Annotated in this window: 14 protein-coding genes; 5 read left to right on the top strand and 9 right to left on the bottom strand. The window is 72.7% G+C overall.

What is annotated here, in order from left to right; translation table 11 throughout:
• The 6 genes from ACSNOD_RS18190 to ACSNOD_RS18215 form a co-directional block, all read right to left on the bottom strand.
• Nucleotides 1–742: DUF4142 domain-containing protein (locus tag ACSNOD_RS18190; protein WP_436768026.1), on the bottom strand; the 742-nt coding region annotated here is incomplete at its 3' end.
• Nucleotides 743–1,143: 401 nt separating this feature from the next.
• On the bottom strand, nt 1,144–1,770 hold the full coding sequence (locus ACSNOD_RS18195) for a choice-of-anchor P family protein (protein WP_436768014.1): 627 nt from the start codon (nt 1,768–1,770) through the stop codon (nt 1,144–1,146).
• A 361-nt stretch (nt 1,771–2,131) separates the two neighbouring features.
• The gene (locus ACSNOD_RS18200; protein ID WP_436768015.1) at nt 2,132–2,944 is read right to left on the bottom strand and encodes a hypothetical protein; all 813 of its coding nucleotides are present in this window, start codon (nt 2,942–2,944) and stop codon (nt 2,132–2,134) included.
• A 31-nt stretch (nt 2,945–2,975) separates the two neighbouring features.
• Complete coding sequence (locus ACSNOD_RS18205) at nt 2,976–3,686, bottom strand: NTP transferase domain-containing protein (protein WP_436768016.1); 711 nt, start codon at nt 3,684–3,686, stop codon at nt 2,976–2,978.
• 2 nt (nt 3,687–3,688) lie between these two features.
• Complete coding sequence (locus tag ACSNOD_RS18210) at nt 3,689–4,297, bottom strand: CDP-alcohol phosphatidyltransferase family protein (protein ID WP_436768017.1); 609 nt, start codon at nt 4,295–4,297, stop codon at nt 3,689–3,691.
• Nucleotides 4,294–4,947 carry an HAD family hydrolase gene (locus ACSNOD_RS18215; RefSeq protein ID WP_436768018.1) on the bottom strand — a complete coding sequence of 218 codons (654 nt, stop codon included), beginning with the start codon at nt 4,945–4,947 and terminating at the stop codon, nt 4,294–4,296. Before ACSNOD_RS18215 ends, ACSNOD_RS18210 begins: the two co-directional genes overlap by 4 nt.
• Nucleotides 4,948–5,471: 524 nt before the next feature.
• On the opposite strand from ACSNOD_RS18215, the gene ACSNOD_RS18220 reads away from it, so the two are divergent.
• The 3 genes from ACSNOD_RS18220 to ACSNOD_RS18230 all read left to right on the top strand — a co-directional run bounded on the left by ACSNOD_RS18220 (nt 5,472) and on the right by ACSNOD_RS18230 (nt 8,673).
• A complete protein-coding gene (locus tag ACSNOD_RS18220; protein WP_436768019.1) occupies nt 5,472–6,029 on the top strand; it encodes an EF-hand domain-containing protein in 558 nt (185 codons plus the stop codon).
• 353 nt (nt 6,030–6,382) lie between these two features.
• Nucleotides 6,383–7,303 carry a terpene synthase family protein gene (locus ACSNOD_RS18225; protein ID WP_436768020.1) on the top strand — a complete coding sequence of 307 codons (921 nt, stop codon included), beginning with the start codon at nt 6,383–6,385 and terminating at the stop codon, nt 7,301–7,303.
• A complete protein-coding gene (locus ACSNOD_RS18230; RefSeq protein WP_436768021.1) occupies nt 7,300–8,673 on the top strand; it encodes a bifunctional albaflavenone monooxygenase/terpene synthase in 1,374 nt (457 codons plus the stop codon). The genes ACSNOD_RS18225 and ACSNOD_RS18230 overlap by 4 nt, the downstream gene beginning before the upstream one ends.
• 101 nt (nt 8,674–8,774) lie before the next feature.
• On the opposite strand, the gene ACSNOD_RS18235 is transcribed toward ACSNOD_RS18230, so the two are convergent.
• From ACSNOD_RS18235 to zapE, 3 genes are all read right to left on the bottom strand, one after another.
• Nucleotides 8,775–9,503 carry a peptidyl-tRNA hydrolase gene (locus ACSNOD_RS18235; protein WP_436768027.1) on the bottom strand — a complete coding sequence of 243 codons (729 nt, stop codon included), beginning with the start codon at nt 9,501–9,503 and terminating at the stop codon, nt 8,775–8,777.
• A gap of 107 nt (nt 9,504–9,610) precedes the next feature.
• Nucleotides 9,611–10,537, bottom strand: coding sequence for a polysaccharide deacetylase family protein (locus ACSNOD_RS18240; RefSeq protein ID WP_436768022.1), 927 nt, complete (start codon nt 10,535–10,537; stop codon nt 9,611–9,613).
• A gap of 190 nt (nt 10,538–10,727) precedes the next feature.
• A complete protein-coding gene (zapE, locus tag ACSNOD_RS18245; protein ID WP_436768023.1) occupies nt 10,728–11,837 on the bottom strand; it encodes a cell division protein ZapE in 1,110 nt (369 codons plus the stop codon).
• Nucleotides 11,838–13,673: 1,836 nt separating this feature from the next.
• Here zapE and ACSNOD_RS18250 point away from each other — a divergent pair.
• Together ACSNOD_RS18250 and ACSNOD_RS18255 are read left to right on the top strand one after the other, a co-directional pair.
• Nucleotides 13,674–14,567, top strand: coding sequence for a dihydrofolate reductase family protein (locus tag ACSNOD_RS18250; protein ID WP_436768024.1), 894 nt, complete (start codon nt 13,674–13,676; stop codon nt 14,565–14,567).
• Between the two features lie 130 nt (nt 14,568–14,697).
• Nucleotides 14,698–15,165, top strand: a complete 468-nt coding sequence (locus ACSNOD_RS18255; RefSeq protein ID WP_436768025.1) for an indole-3-glycerol phosphate synthase — start codon at nt 14,698–14,700, stop codon at nt 15,163–15,165.
• Nucleotides 15,166–15,257: the final 92 nt, after the last annotated feature.

Below are 15,257 nucleotides of genomic sequence, written 5' to 3' on the forward strand. Positions count from 1 at the left end.
CCGGCTCCTGGTCGGTGGGCGCGGGGGAGGGCCGCGAGGTCAGCTGCCCGGGCGCGGCCGGCGTCACCGGTACGGGGGCGGGCGGCACGCGGCGCGAGGGCGGCGGCGGGCCGGTGGGGCTGGCCGTGGCGGCGCCCGCGGCCTCGGCGGCGATGGCGTCGAAGTCGACGAGGCCGGTCTTCTCCAGCATGGTGATGTGGTCGAGCACGGTCTGGTTGGCGTCGGTGGCGAGCTGGCGCACCAGGGTGTTGCGGGTGGTGTGGCGCACCTGCGCCACCAGCCCGAAGACCTTGCCGTGCGCGGCCCGCAGCAACTGCACGAACTTCCGCTGGTAGGTCATGCCCTGAGCGGCGGTCAGCTCGTCCAGCCAGCCCTGCTGCTGGGCGTTCGGCTGATTGGGCAGCTCGACGCCGAGCTTGGCGGCTGTGTCGCGCACCCGCGCGTCCAGGTCGGCGTGGCCCACGACGAGGTGGTCGCCGGTGTCCCGGATGGCCTTGGTCGGCGAGCGCTCGATGGCCTGCTGGCCCGCGGGCAGCTCCCACAGCCCCGCGAGCCGCACCTTCACCAGGAAGTCGCGGTCCGTGGCCGAGAGCGGCCCCCACTCGGTGGGCACGGTGCCGGACTCCAGGTTGGCCAGTCCGGTGCCCGAGCGGTCCTCGTAGGACCAGAGCGGGAAGAGCAGGGCGGCGAGCGTGGCGGCCAAGGCCACGAGTATCAGCCCGGTTCCCTTGATGTGTCGGATGCCTCTGATGCGTCGCAAGGTGCCTCCTGCCGTGGCGGCGCACCCGAACCGGTGCGCGGGGCGCGGGTCCCCGCAGTACTGGTACGGATGGGAGACACGTGGTGTTCAGCGCGCTCGCTGTGCTCACTGTGCTCACCGCGTTCACCGTGGCGGATGTTCTCCGTGCGGTCCGTACCAACTCCCGGGGCGCGTGGGCAGGTGGGGTCTGCCCGACGCGTGTGCCGGGATGGTGCCGGACGGGTCCCACGGGGCGGGTGGGGTCATGCAAGCGGTAACGGAACCACCGGGTCAAGGCCCTTCTGGATCACGCCATTCCGGAAAGGCGCCGGCGTGCGGAGCGAACCGTTTGCCACCGGGCTGCATCGGCAACGCGTGCCGACATCGAGAACAGGCGCATTCGCTCAGGAAGTTGGGGGTGTGGCCGGGCCGCAGGTCGCTGAGGCGATCACGATGTCGAGTTCTGGGCGTCCGCCACTGGCGGGTAGATGCAGGCGGGCCGCGTTGAAGGTCATGCCCCCGTCGGGGTTGTGGATCTGTTCGTTGACCGTCATCCGGCCGGAGCCGACGTCGAAGCTGTAGTTCACGGCGTCGGCGGGGATGGACGGGTTTCCAGGGATTTGCAGGCCGCTGAGGGTTGTCGTGCCGCTCGTGCCCTCCTGCGTGGAGGTGCACTCCGCTCGCGCGGCTTCGATGCCCACGGCGGACGTACCCGGCGGGCCGAACAGTCCGTCAGCGATCCGGACGTCGGACGCTTGAGCGTTGCTCGTCACCTGGCCGGTGATCGGGTCATGGAGCGCGCTGCTCTCCACGACTCCGGCCGAGACGATGCCGGGCGCATCGAGATTCATCACCGAGTTACTGGTGGGACCAGCGGTGGAGGACGCTGCGGCCTGCGAGATGACGGGCTCCGCCTTCAGCCCGTACGCCGATCCGTCACCGGCCGCTGCCTGGGCGGGCGTAACGCCCGCCAGGCCGACGGCCAGCAGGGCGGCCGCCGTCGTGCCGCAGCGAAGTGCTCCCAGGAACATGCTTTCTCCTGCCCTGCCGCAGTGTGCGGCAATGTCGGAAAGACCCATACCGCCTCCGCCGATCAAGCCGAGGCAGTTGTTGCGTGCCTGTGGGGAGTCGCGGGGTCTACAGATGCGATGGTGGCATCGACCCTGACGGAACCGTGCGCGGTAACGAACGCCATCGTCCCTCCCCTTGATCGACAGCAGTCCGACCGGCCAGCAACCCGTCGCTTCACCCGCAACCCTGCCGCCCGGCAGTCGGTGACAGCACCCACGCACCCGGCAATCCCGTCTTATGAGTGACGTGCCGGACGGCTGTGCCGAGCGACAACAGGGCACACGGACACGGGGGTTGGGCGTCCAGTCGGGTGGGCGGGTACTACCCGACAGCGGCACGTTTGGCGGTCAGATAGGCGGCGAGCTCGTTGATGTCGTCACCGCTGATGTGGTCCACCCCGGCTGTCCAGAGGGTCTCCCACATCGCGTGGAGCTCCTCGGGTGTGGGGTCCTCACCGAAGGGCTTGTTCCACCACAGGCGCAAGCGGCGGCCCTCGGCATGGGTGCGTCGTACGAGGTCGGCGAGCTCATCGGCCGACCGCAGCCGCTTGTTGCTTCCCCATCCGACGTCGAAGCGCACGTTGACGAGGGGGCAGAGGTCCAGGGGGACGCTGGGGTTGGGCTCGGTGAGGTTGGCGAAGCAGTAGCGCAGGTCGGCGTCGCGGAGACCAGTGAAGGGGACGTCTCCGGTGAGCACCACCGTGACCGGCCCCTCGACGACACGCCCGCCCTCGTAACGGCTGAGCAGATCGTGGAACGGCGTGAGCTCGGCTTCGACCGCCCGCCACACGGCGTTGCGGTCCGTGGAGTAGGGGCAGTCGGTCAGTACGTGCTCCTCCGGGCAGGTCTTGAGGTCGATCAGGAGCTGGAGAGGGGTGTCCACACCCGGGTAGATCCTGCCGCTGTGGCGCTCGGCCCACTCCCGCAGCGGATCGAGGTAGAGGCTGCGCAGCGTCCCGGCGGCGGGGATGTCGTCGTTGAGGAAGTGGTCGACGACGAGCCGGCCGTCGGTGTGCAGCCAGACGTCGCCCTCGATGCTGCCGAGGCCGTGCTCCAGCGCGGTGAGGGTGCCGTTCTCCTGGTATTCGTAGGCGTTGTGGGCGTGTCCGCGCAGGAGTGGATCGATGACGGTCATGATGGGCTCCTTTTGTCGCTTCCGTGCCGGACTAGCCAGCGGTTACGAAGGCCTCCGCGGCGGGAAGGTCGCAGGCGTTGTCGAGCTCGAACCACTGGCCGCCACCGGTGTACAGCGGCGTGACCGGGACTTTGCGGGCGGCGTGCAGCATCGCGAAGACGTGGTGTTCGGTCTGCGCCTGTCCGGCGGTGACCATGTCGTCCACCGCGTCGGCCAGGGCGCGGGCGCCCTCGGGTGTCCAGTGGCTGAATCCGAGGATTTCGCCGGAGGTTCGTGCCGGCGGCAGATCTCGGCTGACGGTGACGATCCGGTCGTGTCGGACCTCGGTCTTCCAGTCGATGGCCGCGTGTTCTCTGGTGCGATCCACCGCGATGACGTTGGCTGTGGCATGCACCATTTGCCGCAGCAGCTCCGGGCGTACCAGCAGGTCGCCGTCGATGTGGGTGAAGCCGTCCGTCCAGTAGGGGCGGCTGGCCGCCAGTGACAGCAAGCTGCCGTTGCGTTCGAAGTCGGGGTTGTCGACGAAGACCAGTCGCGGGCTGCGGGGGCAGTCGGCCAGCTCACGACGGAGTCGTGCGCCGCGGTACCCGCAGATCACGATCGCCTCCTCCACGCCGAGGGCGTGCAGTGTGCCGAGCAGGTGCCAGAGCAGCGGCACTCCCGCGACGGGTACCAGCGACTTGGGCCGGTCATCCGTGTAGGGGCGCAGTCTGCTGCCCAGGCCCGCGGCCGGAATAACCACTCTCATGACGGCTCCTTTTCTGTGACGGGCCCGGGGGCGGACCGCGTCAGGACGGTGAAGGCCCGCGCGGCGTCCAGGTGGCAGGCGATCGCGAGGATGACCAGGGCCCACATGGGCCTGGCGGCCAGCATGGCCACGGTGCACAGCAGGGCACGTTCGCCGCGGCGGACCAGGGTCGCCGAAGCGTTCGGCCGCAGCGCGTTGGCGTAGGAGACCAGCAGCCCTCCGCTGGCCGCGGCCGCCCCCCAGGCCCAGTGGGCGGGCGTCACCCCGGCGGCCAGGACCAGGGCGACGATGACGCCGAGGTCGGCGTACCTGTCGAGGACGGTGTCGAGCATCGCCCCTCGTTGCGACACCGTCCCGGTGGCGCGGGCCACGGCTCCGTCGCAGGCGTCCAGGACGAACCCGGTCGTCAGCACGGCCGCTCCGGCCAACGCCCATCCGCCGGCGGCCAGAAGCGCTCCGCAGACGGTGACGGCGAAGGCGGCCCAGGTGATGGCTGCCGGCCGCACGTCCAGCCGGATCAGGGCCCGGGCCACCGGGGCGGCCAGCGGCCGGTACACCAGGCGCAGCGCGAGGCTGTCCGAGGTCTTGCCGTGGGGAGGTGTCACTGCCGGACACCGCCGGCTGCCGGCTGCAGCGGTGACAAGGGCGCCAAGGGCCCGAGCAGGGAACGTAACTCCAAGACGGCCTGTGCGGAGTTCTGGAACAGCACGGTGGCCAGTCCGATGTCGGCTGCGCCGGGCAGGTTCGCGCGGGTGTCGTCGACCAGGACACATCTGGCCGGCGGTAGGTCGATCCGACGGCAGGCGAGTCTGTAGGACTCGGGGTCGGGTTTGCGCAGCCCGGTCTCGTGCGAGAAGACGACCTCATCGAAGCACTCTTCCAGCGGCCAGGCGGCGTAGGGGTCGTAGGGGGCCCGACCCCAGCTGTTGCTCAGGCAGGCGGTCCGCAATCCGGAGTCCCTGGCACGGCGGACGATCTCGAGCATCGTCGCGTTGGGACGCAGATCCTCGAGGATGCGGGACATCAGGCCTTCGGCCGCGACGCCGAGCCCGCGGGCGAGCCCGTCCTCGAAGCGGCGCTGGCCGATCCTCCCGGTCTCCAGGCCCACTCGGAGCCGACGCACCGACACGTTGTTCGCGAGCACGTCCAACAAGGCCTCGTGCGGCAGGCTTTCGCGCTGACAAAAGCCAAGGAAGCACTCTTCAGTGCTGTTCGTCAGCACGCCTGCGAAATCAAGAATCAACCCATCACGCACTCCAGCCCCCCGTCGCGAGTATCCGGATCATGTTCGATACGCGGTAAGCCCTCGCTTGATGTTGTTCAAAAGTGATTAACGATCCGGAGCGCTGGAGGTCACGGTCGACCTGCTGTCGTCGGCGGGCTTTTCAGGGGCCGCAGGTGTGGTCATTCGAGGGTCGGGACCGGCTGCATCGGCAGCGTGTGCCGGCCGGCTGCAGAGCGACCGGGCCACTTGTACCCGCGCTCTTGTTCCGCCGAGCCCGGTGGAGTATCTGTCCGCTCGCAGCGCGACCTGTGGTCGCTGGCGTCAAAGGAAGGCCCGCATTTCCTGCTCGACGTCCCTGATGTCGACAACGGTCATGCTGGCAAGAGCTACGGGGTGTCGCGCACTCCTGGACTCCCGTTATCGGCGAAACGATTCACCGAAACGATGGATCACGCGTCCGGATGTTCGGAATGTAGCGACTGCCACTTTCGGTGCCTTCAGCGCTCTGCGAGGGCAGTGTCCCTTGCGGAATCCACCCCTGCGGAAGGCGCGACATGGGCCAGACCTTTGTGGAGCGGAAGATCGCCCGCTGCTTCGAGCTGCTCGACCGCAACAGCGACGGTCATCTCAGCCGGGACGACTGCGCGGCGCTGGCCCGTGCGGCGGCCGATGCGTCCGGTTTCGATTCCGATTCCGCGGACGCGCGGCGTGTGCACGACGCCTACATGCGACTGTGGGAGGTGCTGCTGGCCCCCATGGACACGGACGGCGACGGGCGGATCAGCCGGGACGAATACGTCGCTGCCGTCACGGGTCTGTCGGACGACCCTGAGGGGTACGCCGACTCGCTCGGCGTGGCTGTGGACGCGTTCGTCGAAGCCGGTGATGCCGACCGGGACGGGCGGCTCTCGCAGTCGGAGTTCCTCGCCCTCTACCGGGCGACCTTCCCGTCCCTGGCGCAGGAGGAGATCGTCGAGGCGTTCAGGCACCTGGACCGCGACGGCGACGGGTACATCTCCCGACAGGAGTTCAGCGACGACATCCGCGAGTACCTCCTCAGCGACGACGTCAACGCGCCGGGCAACTGGTTCCTGGGACGGGTGGACGCCTGACGCGATCGGGGCCCGGGTCGATCCGAGCCGGCCAGGGCCCTGGACCCAGCGGTCGGATCGGTGGACAGCCACCGTGGGGAACCAGCGAGGGGAGGCCCATGCGGACGCCTACGCGCAGGAACGCGGGCGGGGGAAAGCGCCGGAACCAGGATGCGCGAAGCACCGCACCGGCGGGCCAGGCCCATCAGCCGGTGGCACGCCGGCTCGCCGGTGGTGCGAGGGACGTACCCCGGCCGACCGGTCCAGCCGTTCTCGCGCTGCCCCGGATCGAGACCGGTTTCACCCGCCGGCTCCATCCGTACTGGCCCAAGCTGCAGTCCCGAACGCGGACATGGCTGCAGGACCAGCGGCTGATGTCGCCATCCACGGCCGGGCGCTTCGCCGACGACCTGCGCTACACCGATCTGGTGGCCGGCTACTACCTGGGCGCCTCGGACGAGTTGCTGGCGGCGATCGCCGACTTCAGCGCCTGGTTCTTCGCCTGGGACGACCGTCACGACCGTGACGTCGTGCACGGCAGGTCCGAGAAGTGGCGTCGGTTGTGCGGGAGTCTCCACGACGTCCTGGAGGACCCGCAAGGCCATCGCGGTCATGCGGACCCGCTCGTCTCCGCACTGGCGGACTGCCTGATCCGCATGCGGCCATATCTCCCCGCCACCTGGTCCTCCCGCTTCACCGACCACTTCCACCCGGTGATCGACGCCTACGACCGGGAATTCGACAACCGTATGCATGACACCGTGCCAACCGTGGCGGAGTACATCGAGCTCCGGCGGCTGACCTTCGCGCACGAACTGTGGATCGACCTGCTCGAACCCACCGCCGGCTGCGAGCTGCCCGAATCCCTGCGCGGCGACAGCGCCTTCCGGCGCGCGGCGCTGGCCACGCAGGACTTCGCCGCCTGGTACAACGACCTGTGCTCGCTGCCCAAGGAAATCGCGGGTGGCGAACTGCACAACCTCGGCATCAGCCTCATCCGCCATGAGTCGATGTCGCTCCAGGAGGCGGTGGCCGAGGTGCACCGCCGTGTCGGCGAGTGTGTGGAAACGTTTCTGGCGACGGAACCGGCCGTGCTGGCGCTGGCCGACCGCGCTGCCGTGTCCGGCGAGCACGGCGTCCGGCACGCCGCCGCGGTCGGATCGTGCCTGTTCAACATGCGCAACTGGTTCAGCTCGGTGTACTGGTTCCACCAGGAGTCCGGGCGGTACCGGACGGAGACCTGGGACGACCAGTCCACGCCTCCCTATGTCGACGACCTCGGAGGTCTCCCATGACGATCGAAGCGAACCGCGCATCCGCCGCACCGGTACAGCGCTCCCGACTGCCGCCGCCGGCCCCCGGCGCCCTACCCGTCCTCGGGCACGCCTGGAAGCTGATGCGCGACCCTCTGGCGTTCCTGACGACGCTACGCGACCACGGAGACCTCGTACGGATCAAGCTGGGGACGGCGTCCGTCTACGTCGCCACCACCCCCGAACTGATCGGGGCCCTGCTGAAGAACCCCGACTGCGTCGTGGGCGGCCCCCTGTGGGACACCCTGGAAGTCCTGCTCGGCAAAGGCGTCGCCACCAGCAACGGGCCGCTGCACCGCCGCCAACGCCGCATGATCCAACCCGCCTTCACCCCCGAGCGCGTCGAGCGATACGCCAAGGTGATGGAGCAGGAGGCGCAGGCCACCACCGCGCGTTGGCGACCCGGCACCGTCATCGACACCAGCACCGAGATGTTCGACACGGCGGTACGCATCGTGGCGCGCTCCCTGCTCCAGGTCGACTCCCTCGGGCGGAAGGCCGACCGGATCGGCCAGGCCCTGCACACGGTGTTCGAGGGTCTGTACCGGCGCATGATTCTCTCGGTAGGAGCCCTGTACCGCCTGCCCACACCCGCCAACCGCCGCTTCGACCGCGCACTCGCCGCGCTCCACCAACTCGTCGACGAGATCGTCGCCGAACGCCGCTCCTCCCCACAGCCACGGGGAGACCTGCTCGACGTCCTGCTCAGCGCCACCGACGAAAACGGCCGGCCGCTCGACGACCGCGAAATCCACGACCACATCGTCTCCCTCGTCGTGGCCGGCGCGGAAAACGTCGCCTCCACCCTCGCCTGGACCCTGCACCTGCTGACCGAGCACCCGGAGCAGGAACGCCGCCTGGTGGACGAGATCGCCTCCGTGACAGCGGGCCGCCCTGTCACCTTCGCCGACCTCGGGCAGCTGCCGCACACCCGCAACGTCATCACCGAGGCCATGCGCCTGCGCCCGGCCGCCTGGATCTTCACCCGCCGGACGGCGGCCGCCACCACCCTGGGCACCTACCGCATCCCGCCATGCACCGACATCGCCTACAGCCCCTACGCCACGCAACGCGACCCCCGCTCCTTCGACCACCCCCTGACCTTCGACCCCGACCGATGGACACCCCAACGAGCCGCCGGCGTGCCCAAGCTGGCGATGATGCCGTTCGGCACCGGCAACCGACAGTGCCCCGGGGATCACTTCGCCCTGGTCGAACTCGCCGTCATCCTGGCCACAGTGGCCGCGCGGTGGCGCCTGCGGCCCGTCACCGGCACCGACACCACCACCCGGATCGGCATCACCCTGCACCCCAGGCAACTGCTCCTACGGGTCGAACCGCGCCGACTGTAGTGAGATCTCCTCGTGCGGCCATCCCTCCACAGGATGTTTGTGCACGTAGGGCTCCTCGGCTGGGCAGCTCAGGACATACGTTGCGGTCGGGAGACGCCCGCCTACGGGCGTCGTAGGGGCGGGAGGGAGCCGATGCGGTCGATACCTTCGACTGCGACAGTCGGCCCGGGGGCGATCTCCGTGAATCCCGCGTCCCGCACCACCGGCAGCCCGCTCGTGACCAGCCGAGCCCAGCGCTCCGGGTCGGCCGTGCGCACCGACAGCGCGAAGCCGGACTCCCGCCAGGTCGACCGCTGTGCGTCCGACAGCGCCCACCAGGCGAGATGCGCGCCATGGCCGGCCTGGGCCATCGCCTTGCCCGCGGACATCTCCACGCCGGGGTTGAGCCACAGCACCGGGCCCTGTGCCGGGTCCACCGGGGCCGGCGGCTCGGGGTCGTCCAGGTTGGTGCCCGACACCTGGAGCTTCACCAGTTCCTTGGGCCAGCCGTCCAGCGGCACCGGCGGGTGCACCCGGACCTCCGCGGCGCGGCCGGTGACCGTGATGCACGGGAGGGTGCCGGCCCGGCGCCACTCCGCGCCGCGCGCCCGCCGCACGACCTTGCGGATGCGGGCGTCCTGCCAGTCCCGCACCGCCTCGTACCACGCGCCGCCGGGCGCCGACCGCTCGTCGGCCAGCAGCGTCAGCACCGCGCGCGCCGCCGTCTCCAGGGCGTCCGTGCGCGCCGGGGGGTCGCTCTTCTCGATCCGGACCACGAGGGGCAGGACGAACTGCGGGGCGCTGTCGCGCTCCTCGGGTTCGTACGCGGCCGGGGTGTCCGTGCTGTTGATGCTGCCCGTGCTGTCGGTGCTGTCGGTGCTGGTCACGCGGTTCAGTCTGCCAGCCGGCCCGGGGCGGGGCCCGAGGGGCCCGGGGCGGCCCGGGGCGTCCGAGGGGCTCAGTTCGGCCGGGCGCCGATGAGCTCGGACACCTTGGCGAAGCGGTAGCCGCGGGCCCGCAGCTCGGGCACGATCCGGCGGACGGCCTCCTCCGTGACCGGGGCCGCGCTGCGGGTGCAGTGCAGCACCACCACGGAGCCGGGCCGCACCTGGGAGAGCACCTGCCGCGTCACCCGGTCGGCGGAGGTGGCGAAGGCGTCCCCGCCGACCACGTCCCACTGCACCGCCGTCGCCCCCGTGGGGCCGAGGGCGCGCAGCGTGCGGTCGTCGTGGCAGCCGCCGGGGAAGCGGAAGTACGGCACCGGCTCCGGCACCCCGGAGCTGCGCAGGGCGCTGAACGCGCGCTCCACGTCCGCCCGCGCCGACTCGGGGGCCAGGGCGGGCAGCCCGTGGCAGGGCGTGGTGAAGGCGTGGTGGCTGTACGAGTGGTTGGCGACCTCGAACAGGGGGTCGAGGCCGAGGGAGCGGGCCTGGGCCCCGTACTGCTCCGCCCAGCGGCCCGTCATGAAGATCGTGGCCGGCACCTTCAGCCGCCGCAGCGTGGCGATCAGCTCGGGGTTGTCGAACCGCTCCCCGCTCGCGGCACGCGCCCCCTGGTCGGAGGTCATGTCGGCGTCGAAGGTCAGGGCCACGACCTTGCCGACGTCCCGGGGCCCGTGTTCGAAGACCGGCATCGCGCCGCCGGGGCCGGGCGGCAGCGTGGGGACCGCCTCGCCGCCCGGGGTCGCCGGGGCCGCCGAGGGCGACGCGGCGGCCGACCGGCCGGGGGAGGCGGACGGCGCGGGGGACGCGCCCGCGCCCGGCTTCCCGCCGTTGCCGCCGCCGTCGCCCTGACAGGCGGCGACGGCCGGGCCGAGGGCCAGCAGCAGACAGAGGGCGCCGAACCGGCGGGCGGCGGCGCGCCGCGCCGACAAGAGGGTGATCACATCGGGAGGGTATCGGCGCGGGTCGCCCCGGCGCGCGGGCGCGCGTCCCGTGCGGGGGGCGCGTCCCGCGCCGGGGGCGCGCGGGGTGTCGCGGGGTTGTGGCGGGGCGTTGTGGGCGGCGGCCCGGGGTGCCCCCGCGTCCGCCCCCGGGAGCCGGCCGGCGCCCGCCCGCCGCCGTACGCCCTATGCCCTACGCCGCGCCCGCGACCAGCGGCTTCGCGTCCCGGGCCAGCGCGGTGAGCCGCGAGATGGCCCGGAAGTACTTCTTGCGGTAGCCGCCCTTGAGCATCTCCTCGCTGAAGATCTCGTCGAACCGCACGCCGGAGGCCAGCACCGGCACCTCGCGGTCGTAGAGCCGGTCGGCGAGCACCACCAGCCGCAGCGCCGTCGACTGGTCCTCCACCGGCACCACATCGGTCAGGCAGACCGCCCGCACGCCGTCGCACAGGGCCCCGTACCGGCTCGGATGCACCTTCGACAGGTGCGCGAGCAGCGCGGGGAAACCGTCCAAGGACGCGCCCTCGGTGCGCCGCGCGGCGCCCGTCACCTCGGCGTCGGTGAACGGCGCCGGGGCCTCCGGCAGGCCGCGGTGACGGTAGTCCTGGCCGTCGATCCGCAGCGGGCGGAAGTGCGCGGACAGCCCCTGGATCTCCCGCAGGAAGTCCGCCGCGGCGAAGCGGCCCTCGCCCAGCTTGCCGGGCAGGGTGTTCGAGGTCGCGGCCAGCGCGACGCCCGCCTCCACGAGCTTGCCCAGCAGCGTCGAGACCAGCACGGTGTCGCCCGGGTCGTCCAGCTCGAACTCGTCGATGCACAGCAGCCGGTGCCCGCTGAGGGTCCGCACGGTCTGCTGGAAGCCCAGGGCGCCGACGAGGTTCGTCAGCTCCACGAAGGTGCCGAACGCCTTGAGCTCGGGGGCGGCGGGGGTGGCGTGCCACAGCGACGCGAGCAGATGGGTCTTGCCGACGCCGTAGCCGCCGTCCAGGTAGACGCCGCGCGGCCCGGCCGGGGCCTGCGGCTTCCGCGCGAACCAGCGCCGCCGCCCGCCGCCCGCGCCCGCCCCGCCGTCGAGCCCCGCCGCGAAGGCGCTCAGCACGCGCACGGCCTCGGTCTGGCTCGGCTGCGCCGGGTCCGGCTCATAGGTGGAGAACCGCACCGAGTCGAAGCGGGGCGGCGGCACCATCTCGGCGACCAGCCGGTCGGCGGGAACGTGCGGCTCGCGCGCGCAGAGCGATATCGGGGCCCCTACGGGGTCCCCTGCGAGGGGGGCGGGCTGAGCACCGGAAGCGGAGTACGAGGACACAGCTGTCCAGCGTATCCCCCTCCCACGGGGCCTGGGCCCCGCGAGCCCCCGGGAGCGCCCCGCCGGGGGGAGCGTGCGCGGCCGACGCTTCGGCAGCGCCCCGGCCGGGCCTCGCGCGGTGGCGGTGGGCAGGCGCGGCCCGGCCTCGCGCCGTGGCGGGCGCGGTGACGGTGGGCTGTGACCCGCGGGCCCCGCGCCGGGCGCGGGACCCGCTGCCAGGGTGATGGCGGTCGTACGGCCCGTCGAGGGACGCGCCGCGATGTGCGCAGCGACGGTCGACAGGGCCCACGGTGCGTGGCCAGGCCCGCGCCCCGGCGGGCGGGGGCCGCCGAGTCGGCGGGGCCCGCACCTCTGCTCCGGCGCCGGGCGCGGGGCACCGCCCCCGCACGCCCCGCCGCTGCCAGGGCGGCGCTCCCGCTCGTCGACCCGCCGAGGGCCGCGCCGAGACGTGTGCAGCCGACGCTTCGGCAACGCCCCGGCGGCGCGCAGCCCCGGCCGTTGGCCGGCCGAAGCGGGGCGCGGTGTTTTCGGGCCGGGCGGGGCCGGCGGCCTTCCGGCCTCCCCGCGTCGCTCACCCGAGAGCCCTGCCCCCGAAGCGCGGCCGCGTACGAGGGCAGCGGTGCCCCGCGTACGGGGCCTTGCGGTCCTGAGCGGGCTGCCCACGAGTGCCCTTCGGGCCACGGGGTGATCGGCCACGCTCCGCGCTTGGGTCGGCAGGGGGATACGAGCGCGCACTGCGCGCCGTGTGCGTACGGCTTGCCCGAAGGGCGTCCGCGCGGGGCCTCGCACGCGGTGGTGGCCGTCCGCGTGGGGGCAGCGGCCCGGCTCGCCCCGCGAGCGCTTCGCTCGCCCGAGAACCTGCCCCCGAAGCGCGGCCGCGGCCCCGGGCGGGCTGCTCACCGTGCCCTTCGGGCCGACGGGCCCATGCGAGCGCAATCCGCGCCAACCGGCACGCAGGTGCGGCCGCGCAGCGGCCAGGAGTGACTCGGGGCAGCTGCCAGCAGCCCGCCCGGCACTGGCGCGCCGCGTGCGTACACCTGGCCCGACGGCCGTCCGCGTGGGGGCAGCGGCCCGGCTCGCCCCGCGAGCGCTTCGCTCGCCCGAGAGCCTGCCCCCGAAGCGCGGCCGCGCTTCGGGCGGGCGCGGTCCCGGGCGGGCAGCCCGCCCGTGCCCTTCGGGCCACGAGGCGATCGGCCGCGCTCCGCGCTTGGGTCGGCAGGGGGCATACGAGCCCGCACTGCGCGCCGCGTGCGTACGGCTTGCCCGCAGGGCGTCCGCGCGTGGGGCCTCGCGCGCGGTGGTGGGCGGTCGCGTGTGGCCAATGGTTCAGGGCTCGCACTCGCGCGAGAGCGCTGCCCGAAGCGCGGCCGCGCGCCCCAGGCGCGCACAGGCGAGAACCGACCCGGCCGAGGCCGTGGGTTGCCGTGCGGGCCGCTGCAAGAGTTGCCGCACCGGCGGACACGTGAGCCTCCGCCCCGAGGGGCGCCGCGCCGTGCCCAGCCCTGCCCGGCAGGGGCCTGCGACGGATACCGAGCCCCTTGCCCGGAGTGGCGCCGCGCGCGTAGCAGGCCTCGCACGCGGTGGTGGCCCACCGCGTGGGGGCAGCGGCCCGGCTCGCCCCGCGAGCACGTCGCTCACCCGAGAGCCCCGCGTACGGGGCCTTGCGGCCCCGGGCGGGCTGCTCACCCGTGTCCTTCGGGGCCACGGGGCGATCGGCCGCGCCCCGCGCGAGGGGGGACGCCACGTCGTGGCGAGCTCGGAGCGACGCCCGGAGGGCGGCGCTCCCACGCACTCGGCCCTGCCCGGACCCGCGCGTCGCGTGACAGACTTCGGGCTATGCGACGCCTGTTTCCTGTCACCGCTGACTCCGCCGCTCCGGATGTGTTCGCCGACCGGGAGTGGGCCCTCGACGAGCTGGCCGAGGTGTACGCCTACCCCCAGGACCGCGAGGCCGCGGCCGGGCCCGATGCCCAGGGGGTGCTGCGGGACCAGACGGACCCGCCGGCGTGGACCACGTCACCCGCTCTCGGCGGCGCCGCCCTCGCCAGGGCGGCCGCCGCCCCGAATGGCGCCTGGCTGCGCGGCAACATGGTGTCCTCGCTCGACGGGGCCGCCCACCACGACGGCCGCTCCGAGCCGCTGTCCTCCTCCGGCGACATGCGGATCTTCGGCGTGCTGCGCGCCCTCGCCGATGTGATCGTCGTGGGCGCCGAAACGGTACGCCAGGAGGGCTACGGCCCCGCCAAGGCGCGGGAGGCGTTCGCCGAGCTGCGGGCCGCCCGGGGGCAGGCCCCCGCCGCGGCGATGGCCGTCGTGAGCGCCAGCCTGGACCTGGACTTCGCGCACCCGCTGTTCACCGCGGCCGTGACGCCGACGCTGCTGCTCACCGGCGCCGAGGCGCCGGCGGACCGCGTCGCCGCGGCGCGCGCGGCGGGCGTGGAAGTGGTGATCGCGGGGAAGGGGCACGGCGTCGAGCCGGCCACCGTCGTCCGGCTGCTCGCCGAGCGGGGCCTGCGCCGCCAGCTCACCGAGGGCGGGCCGCGCCTGCTGGCCCAGTTCGCCGCGGTGGGCGCGCTGGACGAGATGTGTCTGACGCTCGCCCCCGTGGTGACCGTCGGCGCCGCCCCCCGGATCATGGACGGGCGCGGCGTCGAGGTGCCGGAGCGTTTCGCCCTGGCGTCCGTGCTGGAGGAGTCCGGGTTCCTTTTCACCCGTTATCGGCGTATCTGACAATCAGCGGAATTTTCCGTTCCGGTTAATCGCCCGCTGGGCAGAATGACTGTGGCAGGCCCCGTGCGGGCACGGGGCAGGATGGTTTCTGTAGGGCCCGTCGGGCCCGAGCGAAGGAAGGGCGCCCGCCGTGTTCACGACCGTACTGATGATCGAGAAGCCGCTGGTGCCCACCGATGTCGAGCTGCTCACCACCCTGCACGGCGACGAGGACACGTCCTTCGTCGTGCTGATGCAGCCGCACGGCGACCAGGATCGGCTGCTCAGGGCGCTCGACGACGTCGCCCTCGGCGAGTTGGACCAGGCCGTGCGGGAGGGCGAGGAGCCCGAGGGGAACGCCGCCGTCCGGCCCGCCGAGCGGGCCCTGACGCACTCCCTGGAGGCGCTGCGCGCGGCCGGCAGCGAGGCGGTCGGCCAGATCGTCGAGGAGCACCCGCTGGACCTGCTCCGCTCGGTCGTGGAGCAGACCCACGCCGACGAGGTGATCGTGCTGACCCGGCCGCATCTGGTGGAGGAGTTCTTCCACCGCGACTGGACCTCCCGCGCCCGGCACAAGGTGGGCGTACCGGTGCTCAAGCTGTACGCCCACGAGGAGTAGCCCGGCTGCCGGGGCCGGCCCGCGCCCCGGCCGGCCCTGCCCCCGGCCCTCGGGCCAATGCCCCGGCCCGGCTGGCAGACTGAACCGCGTGA

Source organism: Streptomyces sp. URMC 123 (assembly GCF_051386515.1).
Taxonomy (GTDB): Bacteria; Actinomycetota; Actinomycetes; order Streptomycetales; family Streptomycetaceae; genus Streptomyces.

What these genes read in the sequence shown, in the direction of transcription:
- ACSNOD_RS18230 (WP_436768021.1), top strand. Translation starts at nt 7,300, where the DNA reads ATGACGATCGAAGCGAACCGCGCATCCGCCGCACCGGTACAGCGCTCC.
- ACSNOD_RS18200 (WP_436768015.1), bottom strand. Translation starts at nt 2,944, where the DNA reads ATGACCGTCATCGATCCACTCCTGCGCGGACACGCCCACAACGCCTAC.
- ACSNOD_RS18225 (WP_436768020.1), top strand. Translation starts at nt 6,383, where the DNA reads ATGTCGCCATCCACGGCCGGGCGCTTCGCCGACGACCTGCGCTACACC.
- ACSNOD_RS18195 (WP_436768014.1), bottom strand. Translation starts at nt 1,770, where the DNA reads ATGTTCCTGGGAGCACTTCGCTGCGGCACGACGGCGGCCGCCCTGCTG.
- ACSNOD_RS18250 (WP_436768024.1), top strand. Translation starts at nt 13,674, where the DNA reads ATGCGACGCCTGTTTCCTGTCACCGCTGACTCCGCCGCTCCGGATGTG.
- ACSNOD_RS18220 (WP_436768019.1), top strand. Translation starts at nt 5,472, where the DNA reads ATGGGCCAGACCTTTGTGGAGCGGAAGATCGCCCGCTGCTTCGAGCTG.